The organism is Stenotrophomonas lactitubi, assembly GCF_002803515.1.
Taxonomy (GTDB): domain Bacteria; phylum Pseudomonadota; class Gammaproteobacteria; order Xanthomonadales; family Xanthomonadaceae; genus Stenotrophomonas; species Stenotrophomonas lactitubi.
Genome location: NZ_PHQX01000002.1, coordinates 146640 through 162038 on the forward strand (window position 1 = coordinate 146640; position 15399 = coordinate 162038).

Sequence of the window (15399 nt, forward strand, 5' to 3'; positions counted from 1 at the left end):
GCCGGTGAATCCATGCGTCGTCCTGTGTCCCTGTCTTTGACCCTGCTCGCCACCGCGGCGCTGGGCCTGTCCGCCTGCAAGCGCGTGGAAGCGCCTGCCGAAGCCGCCACCCCGCAAGCGCCGGCCGCTGCCGCCAAGGCAGACGGTGCGCTCGACGCGACCGCCAACGACAACCTCAATGCCGTGCTGTGGATGCAGCGCGCTCAGGAATACAAGGCGATCACCGAGCAGACCTACCGTGCCGCCGCCGACCACCTGGACGTCGCGCTGAAGGAAGCCCACTGGGATGCGCTGGTGCCGGAAGAGCGCGGCAACGAGGCCAAGGGCCTGAAGCCGGCCGTGGTGCTGGACGTGGATGAGACCGTGCTGGACAACTCGCCCTACCAGGCGCGCCTGGTGCGTGACGGCAAGGAATACGACGAACTCAGCTGGGACCAGTGGGTCGCCGAAAAGAAGGCCAAGGCCATTCCCGGCGTGGTCGACTTCGCCAAGGCCGCCAACGCCAAGGGCGTCACCCTGCTGTACATCTCCAACCGCGCCGTGCACCTGAAGGACGCGACCCTGGCCAACCTGCGCGAGCAGGGCCTGCCGGTGGCCGATGACAGCGTGTTCCTCGGTCTGGGCACCGTGGTCGAAGGCTGCGAGCAGGCCGGCAGCGAGAAGAACTGCCGCCGCCGCCTGGCCGGCCAGAAGTACCGCGTGCTGATGCAGTTCGGCGACCAGCTGGGTGACTTCGTGGAAGTGACCGCCAACACCAATGATGGCCGCGACGCGCTGCTGCAGCAGTACCACGACTGGTTCGGCGAGCGCTGGTGGATGCTGCCGAACCCGACCTACGGCGGCTTCGAGCCGGCGCAGTTCAACAACGATTACTCGCAGTCGCGCCAGGCCCGCCATGACGCCAAGCGTGCCGCGCTGGACTACGCGCCGTGAGCCGCGCCCCGCTGCCGCTGCGTGACGACGAGCGTCTGATTTTCGCGCTGGACGTGCCTGACCGCGTGCAGGCGCTGGAGTGGGTCGACCGCCTTGGCGACAGCGTGGCGTTCTACAAGATCGGCATGGAACTGCTCGCCTCCGGCGAGTACTTCCAGGTGCTGGACGAACTGGCACGTCGCGACAAGCGGGTGTTCGTCGATCTGAAGTTCTTCGATATCCCGGCCACCGCCGCCGCGGTGATCAAGCGCCTGGCGCAGTGGCCGGTCAGCTACGCCACCATCCACGGCTGGCACCCGGCGATGATGGAGGCCTGTGCGGCCGCCAACAGCGGCGACATGCGCCTGCTGGCAGTGACCGTGCTGACCTCGATGGGCCGCGCGGATCTGGCGCAGATGGGCATCGACCGCGAGCCGGTGGAGGTCGTGGTCGAACGCGCGCTGGCCGCACAGGCTGCTGGCATCGACGGCGTGATCGCCTCCGGTCAGGAAGCGGGTCCGATCCGTGCCGCGACCGGGGCCGGTTTCTCGATCGTCTGCCCGGGCATCCGCCCCGGTGGCCCGGTCGGCGATGACCAGAAGCGCACTGTGGGCGTGGCGCAGGCCTTTGCCGATGGCGCCGATGCCATCGTGGTCGGCCGTCCGATCCGCCTGGCATCTGATCCGCAGGCCGCAGCACGGGCGATCCAGCAGGAAATCGCGACGGCTCTGGCCGCGCGCTGAGCCCCGCTCCGACGGCGGTCACGCCGGCACCACGAACGCCATCCCGCCGAATGCGGGGTGGCGTTCGCATTTGTGTCTGTTGCCCTGACGCACCCGACCCCAGCCCGGGAAACTGTGCGCCACATCGCGCTGCGCGGGTGGAGCGACCTCTATCAATCGATGCACCAGCACGGACCGCGGCCGTGCCGGTTCCAACCATCGATAGAGGAATACACGGATATGTATCGCAGCACCTCTTTGCTGTTCGGCAGCCTGTTGGCCGCCGCCATCGTCTTTCCCGCTGCGGCGGCACCCCAGCCCCGCGAAGCGCCGCGCATCATCGGCGGCGAGGCCGCCAGGCCCGGTGACTACCCGTTCATGGTCAGCATCCAGCGCCTGTCGTACGGCGACAGTGACCATGGTCGCCAATGGTGTGGTGCCACACTGATTTCCCCCTCATGGGTGCTGACGGCCTCGCACTGCGTGGAGGGCGATCGCCCCGGTGATCTGGCCGTGCTGGGCGGCGTCACCGCGTTGTCCACCGAGCCATCGGCACGCGCATCCAACGTCAAGGCCATCCACGTGCATCCGGCGTTCAACAGCGGCAATTCGCTGGAGCATGACGTCGCCTTGATCCACCTGAGTGCGCCGTTGGCCGATGCGCAGCCGGTGGCGCTGCGGTTGCGGCCCGATGCCAGCTATCTCAAGCCAGGCAGGCAGTTCACGGTGATCGGCTGGGGCGATGCCGACATCGGCGAAGGGCGCCTCTATCCCACCCAGCTGCAGACGGTGCAGACCCCGTTCGTGCCCTTCGCCGAGTGCCAGCAGGCGTACGCGGGTGAGCTGGCACGCGGCAAGGTCATCTGCGCCGGCCGCGAGGGGATCGACAGCTGCCAGGGCGATTCCGGTGGTCCGCTGCTGCTGCGCCTGCGCGAGGGCTGGACCCAGTTCGGTGTCGTCAGCTGGGGCGAAGGCTGCGCGCTGGCCGGCTACCCCGGCGTTTATGCCCGAATCGCCGAAAAACATGCCGTAGATTTCATAGAAGCGGTCTGGCAACGCGATTGATTCAATAAAATCAATGAGTTGAATGATATTTTGTCATGTGTTGCATTAACTTTGCGGGCAGCGTAGGATCGCCGCCATCCGGTCTTCGGGCCGGACATGCGCCACAACACTGTCCACCGGCCTTGCGCCGGTTTGAAGAGTCTGCGATCCCTGTGATCCGGGCTCTTTTTTTTGTCTGCCCGGTGCGGGGAGGCCCGTCGGCTCGCGGCATGGAGCCACCATGCAGTACGTGCCATGGCGGAAACCGTGACGCCCCGGCTTGCCGCTGTCACGTCGCAGGCCGCAAGATGCGGACCGGTCCGGGGAGTCCGATTGCATGAGCGTTGTAGTGCGAGGAAGGTCTGCGCGGGGATGGGGGCTGGCGGCCATGCTGCTGCTGGCCATCGCCGCGTGCCGTGAATCCGGCAGCGATCCGGCCGCCGCGCCGGCCGAACCTGTCGCCGCGGTACAGGCGATGGCGCAACGGCTGGCCGAGGACGATCTGATCGGCTACGCAAAGCTGTCGGTGCCGCCCAGCCAGTATCAGCGCCTGCAGCAGGCCTGGGCCGATGGCCACAGCCAGTGGCCGCTGACGGGACTGCCGCTCGGCGACCAGTTGCTGCCGATGCTGGCGGCGCTGCGTGAGCCCGGCGCCAGCACGCAACTGCAGCGCAGTTTCGACCGTCAGCTGGCCGGACAGGCCCGCGCCGTACGCCAGGCGGCGCAGTCGATGGGCAACTTCGGCGTGCAGTACCTGCGGCACCAGAAGGGCTACACGCCTGGCCAGCAGGCGCATTACATCCAGCTGGTGCAGACCCTGGCGGCCTGGGCCCAGGACGCGCCCATCAGCGACCGCGCCAGGGCCCGCAGCAGCATCGCCGCCCTCGTCGGTGCCGCAGCCAAGGTCGGTTTCCAGGACGACGCCGGCCTGCAGGCCGCGGGCATGGAAGGCAGCCTGCAGCAGCTGGCGCCGTTCATCCACACCGTCAAGGCCGTGCTGGCCAGCTATGGCCTGGGCGTGGACGAGGCGCTGCGCAGCGTGCGTGGTGAGCTGCTGTCGGTGGAGGGCGACAACGCCCTGGTGCGCCTGCAGTACGAGCTTGCCGGCCGCGCGATGACCGTGCAGGTACCGCTGAGCCGGCGCGAGGGCCATTGGTACCTGACCCGCACCCTGGCCGATACCGACGCCCTGTTGCGCCAGGCCGATGCCGCCCGCGCCGCCGCCGCGCCAGAGCCTGCACCCGCCCCCGCAACCGATGGGGAAGCGGCAACGCCATCGGCTAAGCCATAATGACGTCGATGTCGAAACAGAACCCGCTGCCGTTCCCCGGCGAAGAATCCCAGCCGACGCCCGCCGACACGGCGCCGGCGTCCCCCTCGACCGACGCTGGCACGCCGCCGGCGGCGACGCCCGTGCACGCGCGTCCTGCTGGCCGCCGCCCGCTGTGGGCGCGTCTGCTCGGGCGCCTGGTGGAACCCTGGCTGTCGCTGAAGATCGAGCCGGAAGACCCGGGCCAGTACAACGATGGCCGCCCGGTCATGTACGTGCTGGAAGACTACGGCCTGTCCAACGCGCTGATCCTGGACAAGGCCTGCCGCCAGGCCGGCCTGCCGTCGCCGCTGGTGCCGCTGGCCGGTGACCCCACCGGCCGCAAGCGCGCCTACCTGGCCCTGTCGCGCCGCAGCTCCAGCAACTCGCTGATTCCCGAGCAGCGCGGTGCCAAGACCCATTCCGATTCGCTGGCCAAGGTCCTGCAGGCCCATCGCGTGCGCGACGACCTGGATGTGCACCTGGTGCCGGTATCGATCTTCGTCGGCCGCGCCCCGGACAAGCAGAGCGGCTGGTTCGCCGTGCTGTTCTCGGAAAACTGGGCGCTGGTCGGCCGTTTCCGCCGCCTGCTCGGCCTGCTGCTGAACGGCCGCAACACCATCGTCCGCTTCGCACCGCCGATCTCGCTGCGCTCGACCATCGACGAGGGCCTGGAGCCCGAGCGTACGGTGCGCAAGCTGCAGCGCGTGCTGCGTACCCATTTCCGCCGCATCCGCGAGTCGGTGATCGGTCCTGACCTGTCGACCCGGCGCCTGCTGGTGGACCAGGTGCTGGCTGCCGAGACGGTGCGTGAGGCGATCGCCTCCCAGGCCAAGCGCGACAACAGCAAAACCAGCGATGCCTGGAAGAAGGCGCACGCCTACGCCTGGGAAATCGCCGCGGACTATTCCAGCCCGGTGGTGCGCTCGGCCAGCTTCATGCTCAGTCACGTGTGGAACCGCATCTACGCCGGCGTGCTGGTGCACCACCTGGACAAGTTCAAGGCTGCTGCACCGGGCCACGAAGTGGTCTACGTGCCCAGCCACCGCAGCCACATGGACTACCTGCTGCTGTCCTACCTGCTGTACGACCGCGGTATCGTGCCGCCGCACATCGTGGCCGGCATCAACCTGAACCTGCCGGTGGTCGGCACCCTGCTGCGCAAGGGCGGTGCGTTCTTCATCCGCCGCTCGATCCGCGGCAACGCGCTGTACTCGGCGGTGCTCAGCGAATACGTCGCGCAGCTGGTCGCAGGCGGCTACTCCATCGAGTACTTCGTCGAGGGTGGGCGCTCGCGTACCGGTCGCCTGCTGCAGCCCAAGGGCGGCATGATCTCGATGACCCTGCGCGCGTTCCTGCGCCAGCCACGCAAACCGGTGCTGTTCCAGCCCATCTACATCGGCTACGAGAAGCTGATGGAGGGCGGCAGCTACCTGGATGAACTGTCCGGGCGGCCGAAGGAAAAGGAATCGATCTGGCAGCTGCTGTGGGGCATCCCCAAGGTGCTCAAGCAGAACTACGGCCAGGTGGTGGTGAACTTCGGTGAGCCGATCGCGCTGAACGATGTATTGGCCGAGAAGGCCCCGGAGTGGGGTGGCGAGGCGGTGTCCGAGGACGAGAAGCCCTCGTGGCTGTCGACCACCGTCGACACCCTGGCCGAGCGCATCCAGGTGCGCATCAACGGCGCGGCCGACGTCAATCCGATCAACCTGCTGGCGCTGGCCCTGCTGTCCACGCCCAAGCATGCGATGGGCGAGGCCGACCTGATCGCGCAGATCGAGCTGTGCAAGACCCTGCTGGTGGAGATGCCGTATTCGGGCCGGGTGACGGTGACCCCGCACTCGCCGGAGCGGATCATCGCCCACGCCGAAGAGATCAACGTCCTTACCCGCATCAAGCACCCGCTGGGCGACGTGCTCAGCGTCAGCGGCGATACCGCAGTGCTGCTGAGCTACTTCCGCAACAACGTGGTGCACCTGTTCACCGCGTCGTCGTGGGTGGCCTGCTGCTTCCAGAACAACCGCCGCATGAGCCGCACCGGCCTGGTCCAGCTGGGCCGCACGGTGTACCCGTTCCTGCAGGCCGAACTGTTCCTGCCGTGGACCGAGGACGAGTTCGCCCAGCGCATCGACCAGACCATCGACGTGTTCGTGCGTGAGGGCCTGCTGCAGAACGTCAACGAAGACGACGGCGGCATCCTGGCGCGCAACACCGGGCAGACCGACGAAGTGTTCCGCCTGCGGGCGATCGGGCATTCGCTGCAGCAGGCGTTCGAGCGGTATTACATCGCCATTTCGGTACTGGTGAAAAACGGCCCGGGTACGCTCGGTGCCGCCGAACTGGAAAGCCTGTGTCAGCAGGCCGCGCAGCGCCTGAGCCTGCTCTATGCGCCGGCCGCGCCGGAGTTCTTCGACAAGTCGCTGTTCCGCGGCTTCATCCAGAAGCTGCGCGAGCTGCGCCTGGTGTGGCCGGACGAGAACAGCAAGCTGCTGTTCGACGAGCGCCTGGATGCCTGGGCCAAGGATGCCAAGTTCATCCTCGGCCGCGAGCTGCGCCACACCATCGAACGGGTCAGCCCGGAAGCAGCGCGCCCGGACGAACCGGCACCGCAGGATTGAACCTGCGGCGCCTGTCGGGCCTGGCCGCGTTGATCGCGGTCGGAGGCCTTGCGGCGGCTTCGGTGCAGGCTGCAGAGGCCTGCGTGGACGATACCCTGCCGGGGCGCCTGGCCGATGCGCCGGTGCGCCTGTGTATCGAGGCAAAGGCCGGGCAACCGGCGCGGTACCGTCTGTGGCTGGCTGGCGAGGTGCGTATCAGCGGTGATGAACCCGCCGCTCGGCAGGGCCTTGCCGGTGACTGGTACGGCCATCCGCTGGGGCTGCGCTGCACCGGTGCCGATAACGTGCGCCGCTGCGACCTGACCGTGGACGGCGAGGCGGCCTGGAGTGCGGAGCTGGTGCTGCCGCGTTGATGCAGGGCCCCATCCACGCATGGCGTGGATCTACTGGGACATCCCGGCATGGCGTGGAACCATATGTTGCCGGGTCGTTACCGGACTTCGGGGCGGGCGTGGGGTTGCAGTAGATCCACGCCATGCGTGGATGGGCCACCGGTTATGCTGGTTCGTCCGGAATCTGCAGGCTTTCCAGCTTGGTGATGCAGTCCTTCAACTGCAGCTTGCGCCGCTTCAGGCGTTTGAACTCCAGCTCATCTTCGCCGTTGGCGGCCATGCGCGCGATCTGTTCATCCAGCGACCGGTGCTCGGCACGCAGGGCGACGAGGTGTTCGACGATTTCGGCGGGGTTGTAGGTGTCCACGGTCTCCGAGCATACACAGCGACGATGACTGCCGGGAGAGGGGAATCCCCACCCCGGGTCCAGGCTGCCGCAAGCCGGTAGAATGGCGCCATGTCCGCCGTGATCTCCCTGCCCGATCCCCCGCAGCGCATTTCGCGCGACCCGCGCGTGGCCGGGCACGGGGCGGACAAGCTGGGCAAGCGCCTGCGCCGCCAGGTCGGCCAGGCAATCGCCGACTTCGGCATGATCGAAGCGGGCGACAAGGTCATGGTCTGCCTGTCCGGCGGCAAGGACAGCTACACCCTGCTGGACCTGCTGCTGCAGCTGCAGAAAAAGGCGCCGGTGCCGTTCGAGCTGGTGGCGGTGAACCTGGACCAGAAACAGCCCGGTTTCCCCGAGCACGTCCTGCCGGAGTACCTGGCCGGGCTGGGCGTGCCGTACCAGATCATCGAACAGGACACGTATTCGGTGGTCAGCCGGGTCATCCCGGAAGGCCGGACGATGTGTTCGCTGTGCTCGCGCCTGCGCCGTGGCGCGCTGTACAACCACGCCAAGGTGCACGGCTTCAGCAAGATCGCCCTGGGCCATCATTGCGATGACGTGGTGGCTACGTTTTTCCTGAACCTGTTCCACCATGCCAAGCTGGCCGCCATGCCACCGAAGCTGCTCAGCGACGATGGACAGCACGTGGTGATCCGCCCGCTGGCGTACGTGCGCGAGCACGACATCGCGCAGTACGCGCAGGCCCGCCGCTTCCCGATCATTCCCTGCACCCTGTGCGGCAGCCAGGAAAACCTGCAGCGTCGGCAGGTCGGCCTGATGCTCAAGCAGTGGGACCAGGACCATCCCGGGCGCATCGAACAGATCGCACGTGCGATGGCCGACGTGCGACCTGCGCAGCTGGCTGATGCCGCCCTGTTCGATTTCATGGCCCTGGGCCGCCGTGGCGATGCGGCGCATGCCGATGCCTGGCTGGCCGACGCAGTTCCCGAGACGCCTGCCGCTTAAGGTCGGGCGCCCTTCTTCTTCAGACACCGGAATTCCATGTTCTTTCGCAACCTGACGTTCTTCCGCTTCCCGACCTCCACTGATTTTTCCGAAGTCGACACCCTGCTGCCGCACGCCCTGCTCAAGCCGGTCGGCGCGCTGGAAATGAACTCGCGTGGTTTCATCTCGCCGTTCGGCCGCGAAGAGAAGGAAGCTCTCTCGCACCGCATTGCCGAACACCTGTGGCTGACCGTCGGTGGCGAGGACAAGATCCTGCCCGGCGCGGTGGTCAACGACCTGCTCGAGCGCAAGCTGGAAGAGATCGAAGAGAAGGAAGGCCGCCGCCCCGGTGGCCGCGAGCGCAAGCGCATGAAGGACGACCTGCTGCATGAACTGCTGCCGCGCGCCTTTGTGAAGTCCTCGCGCAACGATGCCTTCATCGACCAGCTGCACGGCTACGTGGTGGTGGACACCTCCAGCCGCAAGACCGGCGAATACTTCATGTCCGACATCCGTGGCCTGCTCGGCAGCTTCCCGGCGATGCCGCTGAATGCTGAGGTCGCGCCGCGTTCGATCCTGACCGGCTGGATCGCCGGCGAGCCCCTGCCCACCGGCTTCAGCCTGGGTGAGGAGTGCGAGATGAAGGACCCGGTGGAAGGCGGCGCGGTGGTCAAGTGCCAGCACCAGGAACTGCGCTGCGACGAGATCGACAAGCACCTGGACGCCGGCAAGCAGGTGACCAAGCTGGCCCTGGTGTTCGAGGACAACCTGTCCTTCGTGCTGGGCGACGACCTGATCGTGCGCAAGCTGAAGTTCCTGGACGGCGCACTGGACCAGCTGGAGCACGCTGACGAAGACGGCCGCCGCGCCGAGTTCGACGCCCGCTTCGCCCTGCAGAGCGCGGAGATCCGTCGCCTGTTCCTGCTGCTTGAAGAAGCCTTCAAGCTCAGCAAGGCTGACTGAACAGGCAGGCCGTCGGCCGCCGGTCATCCGGCGGCCCCGCACGGCGCTATGCTGGGACCATGAGCCGTCTGCTGCGCCGCCTGATCTCGCCGGTCCCTGCCGCCACCGTACAGCGCGACACCGTTCGCCTGCGGCTGGAGGATGTCGAGATCGAGGTACTGCGCGTGCGTGATCCGCGCGCGCGCCGGATCAAGCTCAGCGTCGATGAGCGCGGTGCACGACTGACGTTGCCGCCGCGCGCCAGCCTGGTGATGGGCGAGCGCTTCCTCGAACAGCATCGTGACTGGCTGGGCCTGCAGCTGCGCCTTTACCAGGGGCATGGACTGCCCGCCGCGTTGCAGCCTGGCGTCGACGGTGTGCTGCCGCTGCGCGGCGAACTGTTGCCGCTGCGCTGGCAGGAAGGCCGCTACGCACGACTGGAAATCGACGAACACGGTGCCTGCGTGCAATGGCCGAGCCGTGGCGGCGACGCGACCCTGCGCCGCCTGCTGCGCGAGTTCTACGAAGCACAGACCCGCGCCGATGTCGGCCGCTGGCTGCCGAAGTACCTGCCCGGCCTGCCACGCGCGCCCAGCCGCCTGCGCTTGAAGGTGATGTCCTCGCAATGGGGCTCGCTGGCCCCCGACGGCAGCATGGCGTTGGACCTGGCACTGGTACTGGGCAGCCCCGCCGCATTCGAATACGTGCTGGTGCACGAACTCTGCCACCTGATCCAGGCCAACCACTCGCCGGCGTTCTGGCACGAAGTAGAACAACGCTTCCCCGACTGGCGAGCGCAGCGCGACTACTTCCAGCTGGAAGGGCGCAGATTGAAAGCAATGCTTCGGCAGCTGCTGTAGCACTGTGATTTTGTAGAGCCGAGCCATGCTCGGCTATCGCGCGCGGCGCGGATGTTCAGCCACCGCGACCAAGAGCAGCCGAGCATGGCTATGCCGGTCGTCCTGACCGGCACCCTCCGGGCCGTCGCAAGCGACGTTGGCAGCGGCTCCTGCCGCTACCTTCGGCTCTACAGAAGCGCGCACAACGCGCGACCCGCTTTGCTCCTGCTCTTCTTCTCTTCCGTGGTGGCACGGAAACTGTCTGAGGTCGGGCGGGTGGGTCATGCAGGGGCGTTGGCGCCATGGATGGCGCCATCGAGCTTACATGGATGTACTTGCAGCGTCCCCTGCATGGCCCACCCGTCCGGCCAAGCACAGCTTTTGATTTGAACGGCCACCACGAGGGGCTCAGCCGTTGGCCGATAACCTCATCGACCCGCGCGCTTGGCGGCCGCCTCCGCCCATCGCGCCGCCACCCGCGGAGCGGTGATGCACACCGCCTGATCGGTCACCGTGGTCACCGCCCGCTCCAGCAGCTGGATGTCCGCTTCATGCTGGCGCGCCACATGCGGATCCTCGAAGAAGATCGCGCGCTGGCAACGACCTTCCAGCACGCGGTCGGCAATCTGCGCATCGCCTCCCATCGGGCCGCTCTGGTAACGCGTCACCCACGCCGTATCCGCGGGCCAGCCGCGGCTCCAGGCCAGCTCGTTCAAGCGCTGGCCGGTGGTACCGGTGGCTACGCGTTCGCCGAAGCGCGCCAGTACGTCGAAGTGTTCGTCGGCGAACGCCAGCATCGCCGGCTTCATCGCATCGTGCGCGATCAACGCCAGCGTCTGCCCTTCGAACGCATGCAGCTCGTCGGCGCCGGCATCGGCGGCCAGGCCAGCATGGATGCGTTCCACCTCGATCCAGTCGCGGGCGGTGGCCACGGTGGAAATGAAAGGCTTGCCGTGGATTACACACTGGCGCTTGAGCGCGGTCGCCTCGGGGAACACCGAGGAAGGATCCACCGGATCCATCAGATAGACCGCACCGTCCAGCGTACGCTCGGCGCCCATGCCCACCACTTCGGCCACCAGCTTCATCAACCCGCCTTCGCGACCGTACGGATAGCGCTGCAGGCCGTCGTAACCGGCAAGGAAACCGTTGCGCTGGATCGCATCGTGGGTACGTCCGACCGCACACAGCGTCACGCCCAGTTCGCGCAGCCCGGGTTCGCTGGCGCGCAGCCAGCGGAACAGTGCCGCGCGCGCGTCGTTGTGATGGAGACGGTTGGCGGCCAGGCCGATGCGCATCGAAAGCTCCGGGATCGGTAGAAGCGGCAGTGTATGTCGCTATTGACGGTTTCGGAGGGTTTTACACATTTCCTCATTGTTGCTGGGAAGCGCGTCGCTAGCGTGATGGGAGGTCGTACCGCGATGCGGCCATGCCCCTGCCTGCGACATGAGGATGTCCACCGTGAATGTCGCTGGCCCGTTGGCCCGCATCGTCGCCCTGTCGCTGTTGTCAGCACAGGCCTGGGCCGGACAGTGCGAAGGCCCCATCCTGCTTGCCTACCCCGCTGACCGTGCACCGTTGTCATCCAGTCTGGACGACACGCCACAGGGCCTGGTGGCGGTCTACCTGGCGCTGCTGCAGGAGCAGTACCCCACGCTGCGCGCCACACCGGTCGCGGCGACGGCGCTGGCCGCCGGCGCGCTGCCTGCCGGAACCCAGGCCGTGCTCGGCTGGCCGCGTGCGCAGAAGCCGAAAGGCTGGATGGCCAGCGTGCCCTACCTGCAGGTGCCGCAGGTGATCGTGCGACGCCCCGACGCGCCGCCGATCATCGGCCTCGACGGATTGCACGGCCGCGGCGTGGCCAGCCTCGACATCGTGCCGCTTGCCAGGATGCTGGAGGAGTCGGGTGCGGCCGTGCCGCTGCTGCAGGTGGCGACACTGGACACGGCACTGCGGCTGCTGATCAGCGGCCAGGTCGATGCGGTGGTGGGCAACCTGGTGGACGTGGAAGCCACGCTGCGCAATCAGCCGGGCGACGCGCTGGACGTGGCAGCGCCGGCCGGCTTCAGCGACGCACTGGTATTGGCCACGCTGCCGGCGTGCGCGCATCTGGTAGCCCGCTTCAACCAGCTGCAGGCAGGCATGACACAGGAGCAGCGCGAGGCATTGCGGGCACACTGGATCGTGACGTCCCCTCGTCGCGGCCACGCGCCGGTGTCACCCCTGCGCGGGTCGATCGCTGTGCTGCTGGTGCTGCTGACAATGAGCCTGGTGTATGCGTTCGGCTACTGGCGGCTGCACCGCGAAGGCCTGCGCAGGCAGGCGCTGGAACAGCGCCTGCAGGACGTCACCGCCAACCTGCCGGCGGTGGTGTACCGGGCGCGGCGCAGCAGCACCGGCGAGTACAGCGTTCCCCACATTGCCGGCGACGTGCACGCGTTGTTCGGGATCAGCGTGGATACCGCGCGGGTCGACCATGGCAGTCTGCTGGCCGCAGTCCATCCGCAGGACCGCCGCTCGGTGCTGGCCTGCGTCGACGCCGCCGCACTGGTGCGCGGGCCCATCGACATCACTTTCCGCACGCGCGGCCCCAACGGCTGGCGCTGGGTACGTTCGCACGGGCGACCGATTGCCTGCAGCGACAGAGGCGTGGAATGGAGCGGGTACTGGATGGATGTCACCGAGGCGCGCGCACGTACGCAGGCGTTGAACGATGCCCGGCGTGACGCGGAGCAGGATGCCGCCGCGAAGACCCATTTCCTGGCCACCATGAGCCACGAGATCCGCACGCCGATGAGCACCCTGCTGGGAATGCTGGAGCGCTTCGGCAGCGGCGCACTGGATGCGCGCCAGCGCCAGGTACTGGCGACCATCGATGATGCCGCGCAGATGCTGCGACAGATCCTCGATGACGTGCTGCACAGCCAACGCCTGCAGTCCGGCCCACAGCCACCGCAGTGCCTGCCCACTGACCTGGCCGAGCTGCTGCGGGCGGTGCAGCGTCTGCTGGTACCGGTGGCGGCGAGCAAGGGGCTGCATCTGCGCTGCGAGGTGGATCCCGCGCTGCAGCGGGGATCGTTGGCCGATGCGCTGCGCCTGCGCCAGATCCTGTTCAACCTGGCGGGCAATGCGCTGAAATTCACCCTGCAGGGCGGGGTGGACCTGCAGGTGCGGGTGCTGCAGCAGCGTGAGCATGGCCAGCAGCTGCGGCTGCAGGTGACCGACACCGGCGTGGGCATCAGCCGCGAGCGCCAGCGGGCGGTGTTCGCAGCGTTTACCCAGGCCGATGCCTCCACCACCCGGCGCTTCGGCGGCAGCGGCCTGGGCCTGGCGATATGCCGGGAGCTTGCGGCGTCGATGGGCGGGCAGCTGCACCTGTGCAGCACGCCGGGCGCGGGCACCACGGTGTGGCTGGACCTGTACCTGCCGGCCTGTGAGGCGCCGTCGGTGGAGCATCGTGATGATGCGGCTGGCCTGCCAGCGTTGCCGCCGGTGCGGGTACTGGTTGCCGAAGACCATCCCACCAACCTGCAGCTGCTGGTCCAGCGCCTGCGGGAGCTGGGCCTGCAGGTGCATGCAACCGCCAGTGGCGAGCAGGCCTGGCAGGCGTGGCAGACGCAACCGTTCGCGCTGGTCATCACCGATTGCCACATGCCGGGCATGGATGGCTTTGCCCTGGCCCGCGCGATCCGCGCCGATCCGCGTGCCGATGCGGCAAGGGTGCCGATCATCGCGTTGACCGCCAGCGTGCTCGACAGTACCCGTCAGGCCTGCCTCGACGCTGGCATCGATCGTTTCATCGCCAAGCCGGTTGAGCGCCAGGCACTGCATGCCATCCTGGCCGCAGCGCTGATGCCGCTCGGTCTGTCAGTGCGCCAGTAGCCGCGCGATGCTGGCAGCGGCGTCGCGACCTTCGGCCACCGCGGTCACCACCAGGTCGGCACCGCGCACCGCGTCGCCACCGGCGAACAGGCGCGGATGGGCGGTCTGGAAGGGTAGTTTGCCCTTGCCTCCGGCGAGGATGCGGCCATTGGCCTGGCCCTCCACGCCATGCTCGGCCAGCCACGACGGCACGCTGGGCGAGAAACCGAACGCGATGATCACCACGTCCGCTTCCAGCAGCGACTCGCTGCCCTCGATCTGCACCGCGTTCTGGCGGCCGTTGGCATCGGGTTCGCCCAGACGCGTCTCGATGACCGTCACCCCGATCACTTCATCGTCGGCGCCGGCCTCGATCGACAGCGGCTGGCGGTTGAACAGGAAGCGCACGCCTTCCTCGCGTGCATTGGCCACTTCGCGCGCGCTGCCCGGCATGTTGGCTTCGTCGCGGCGGTAGGCGCAGGTGACCTTGGCGGCACCCAGTCGCACCGCACTGCGCACGCAGTCCATGCCGGTGTCGCCACCGCCGAGGACCACCACGCGCTTCCCATTGAGGTCGGGCAGGGCGATCTGGTCTTCCCAGCCGGCGATCGGCCGGCCCTGCGGATCATCGCCGCCGACGATGCGGCTGTTCTGCACCAGGAACGGCAGTGCCGGCAGCACGCCCTTCAGGTCCTGGCCGTCGAGGCCACCATCGGTGTAGCGGTAGGCGCCGGTACCGACGAACACTGCATCGTGGGTGTCCAGCAGTTGCTGCAGGCTGATGTCGCGGCCGATCTCCACACCGAGGCGGAACTGCACGCCCATGCCTTCGAGCACGTCGCGGCGGCGGCGGATCACGTCCTTGTCCAGCTTGAAGCTGGGGATGCCGAACTGCAGCAGGCCACCGGCCTGCTCGTAGCGGTCGTAGACCACCGCGGTGATGCCGGCATGCGCCAGGCGGTCGGCACAGGCCAGGCCTGCGGGGCCGGCACCGATCACGGCCACCGTGTGGCCGGTGGGCTGCACCGCGGTCATATCCGGCCGCCAGCCGGTGGCCAGTGCCGTGTCGACGATGTACTTCTCCACCGCGCCGATGGTGACCGCGCCAAATTCCTCCAGCGTGCAGCTGCCTTCGCACAGACGGTCCTGCGGACACACCCGGCCGCACACTTCCGGCAGCGGGTTGGTGCTGTGGCACAGCGTGGCCGCTTCATGGATGCGGTTTTCCTGCACCAGCTGCAGCCATTGCGGAATGGCGTTGTGCACCGGGCACTTCCAGCTGCAGTACGGGTTGCCGCAGTCCAGGCAACGTCCGGCCTGGTACTGCGCGTCTTCCTTGCCGAACTTTCCGTACAGCTCACCCCAGTCGCCGGAGGTGCGCAGTTCGACCGGGATGCGCTGCGGCATGGTCCGGGGCAGATCGAGGAACTGGAAGGCGTGCTTGCGGCTCATGGCGGGCTCTGTGGTGTTTTCCGGATGCCGGCCAG

Annotated in this window: 13 protein-coding genes; 10 read left to right on the plus strand and 3 right to left on the minus strand. The window is 67.8% G+C overall.

Translation table 11 applies throughout. The features are described from left to right. Window positions 1-12 precede the first annotated feature (12 nt). The 6 genes from CR156_RS20165 (at window position 13) to CR156_RS20190 (ending at window position 6958) form a co-directional block, all read left to right on the plus strand. Window positions 13-933 (plus strand): 5'-nucleotidase, lipoprotein e(P4) family, encoded by a 921-nt coding sequence (locus CR156_RS20165; RefSeq protein WP_100554315.1) that lies wholly within the window; start codon window positions 13-15, stop codon window positions 931-933. Next, entirely contained in the window at window positions 930-1655 is a 726-nt protein-coding gene (pyrF, locus tag CR156_RS20170) for an orotidine-5'-phosphate decarboxylase (protein WP_100554316.1), read from the plus strand. The genes CR156_RS20165 and pyrF overlap by 4 nt, the downstream gene beginning before the upstream one ends. 219 nt (window positions 1656-1874) lie before the next feature. Further along, window positions 1875-2699 carry a S1 family peptidase gene (locus tag CR156_RS20175; RefSeq protein WP_100554317.1) on the plus strand — a complete coding sequence of 275 codons (825 nt, stop codon included), beginning with the start codon at window positions 1875-1877 and terminating at the stop codon, window positions 2697-2699. 316 nt (window positions 2700-3015) lie between these two features. Continuing rightward, on the plus strand, window positions 3016-3969 hold the full coding sequence (locus CR156_RS20180) for a hypothetical protein (RefSeq protein WP_100554318.1): 954 nt from the start codon (window positions 3016-3018) through the stop codon (window positions 3967-3969). Then, entirely contained in the window at window positions 3969-6605 is a 2637-nt protein-coding gene (plsB, locus tag CR156_RS20185; protein ID WP_099819471.1) for a glycerol-3-phosphate 1-O-acyltransferase PlsB, read from the plus strand. The genes CR156_RS20180 and plsB overlap by 1 nt, the downstream gene beginning before the upstream one ends. After that, window positions 6602-6958 (plus strand): hypothetical protein, encoded by a 357-nt coding sequence (locus CR156_RS20190; protein WP_100554319.1) that lies wholly within the window; start codon window positions 6602-6604, stop codon window positions 6956-6958. Before plsB ends, CR156_RS20190 begins: the two co-directional genes overlap by 4 nt. Window positions 6959-7100: 142 nt before the next feature. On the opposite strand, the gene CR156_RS20195 is transcribed toward CR156_RS20190, so the two are convergent. Further along, on the minus strand, window positions 7101-7304 hold the full coding sequence (locus tag CR156_RS20195; RefSeq protein WP_032978412.1) for a YdcH family protein: 204 nt from the start codon (window positions 7302-7304) through the stop codon (window positions 7101-7103). A gap of 90 nt (window positions 7305-7394) precedes the next feature. Between CR156_RS20195 and ttcA the strand changes: the two genes are divergently transcribed. From ttcA to CR156_RS20210, 3 genes are read left to right on the plus strand one after another with little or no spacing between them, the layout of a single operon-like run. Next, window positions 7395-8291, plus strand: a complete 897-nt coding sequence (gene ttcA, locus CR156_RS20200) for a tRNA 2-thiocytidine(32) synthetase TtcA (RefSeq protein WP_100554320.1) — start codon at window positions 7395-7397, stop codon at window positions 8289-8291. Window positions 8292-8327: 36 nt separating this feature from the next. Then, entirely contained in the window at window positions 8328-9233 is a 906-nt protein-coding gene (locus tag CR156_RS20205; RefSeq protein WP_089241793.1) for a recombination-associated protein RdgC, read from the plus strand. A gap of 59 nt (window positions 9234-9292) precedes the next feature. Beyond that, complete coding sequence (locus tag CR156_RS20210; protein ID WP_100554321.1) at window positions 9293-10072, plus strand: M48 family metallopeptidase; 780 nt, start codon at window positions 9293-9295, stop codon at window positions 10070-10072. Window positions 10073-10479: 407 nt separating this feature from the next. Here CR156_RS20210 and CR156_RS20215 read toward each other — a convergent pair whose 3' ends face one another. Next, on the minus strand, window positions 10480-11349 hold the full coding sequence (locus tag CR156_RS20215; protein WP_100554322.1) for a methylglyoxal synthase: 870 nt from the start codon (window positions 11347-11349) through the stop codon (window positions 10480-10482). A 154-nt stretch (window positions 11350-11503) separates the two neighbouring features. On the opposite strand from CR156_RS20215, the gene CR156_RS20220 reads away from it, so the two are divergent. Then, window positions 11504-13933 carry an ATP-binding protein gene (locus CR156_RS20220; RefSeq protein ID WP_223880264.1) on the plus strand — a complete coding sequence of 810 codons (2430 nt, stop codon included), beginning with the start codon at window positions 11504-11506 and terminating at the stop codon, window positions 13931-13933. On the opposite strand, the gene CR156_RS20225 is transcribed toward CR156_RS20220, so the two are convergent. After that, on the minus strand, window positions 13919-15364 hold the full coding sequence (locus CR156_RS20225; RefSeq protein ID WP_100554323.1) for an FAD-dependent oxidoreductase: 1446 nt from the start codon (window positions 15362-15364) through the stop codon (window positions 13919-13921). The genes CR156_RS20220 and CR156_RS20225 overlap by 15 nt on opposite strands. Window positions 15365-15399: the final 35 nt, after the last annotated feature.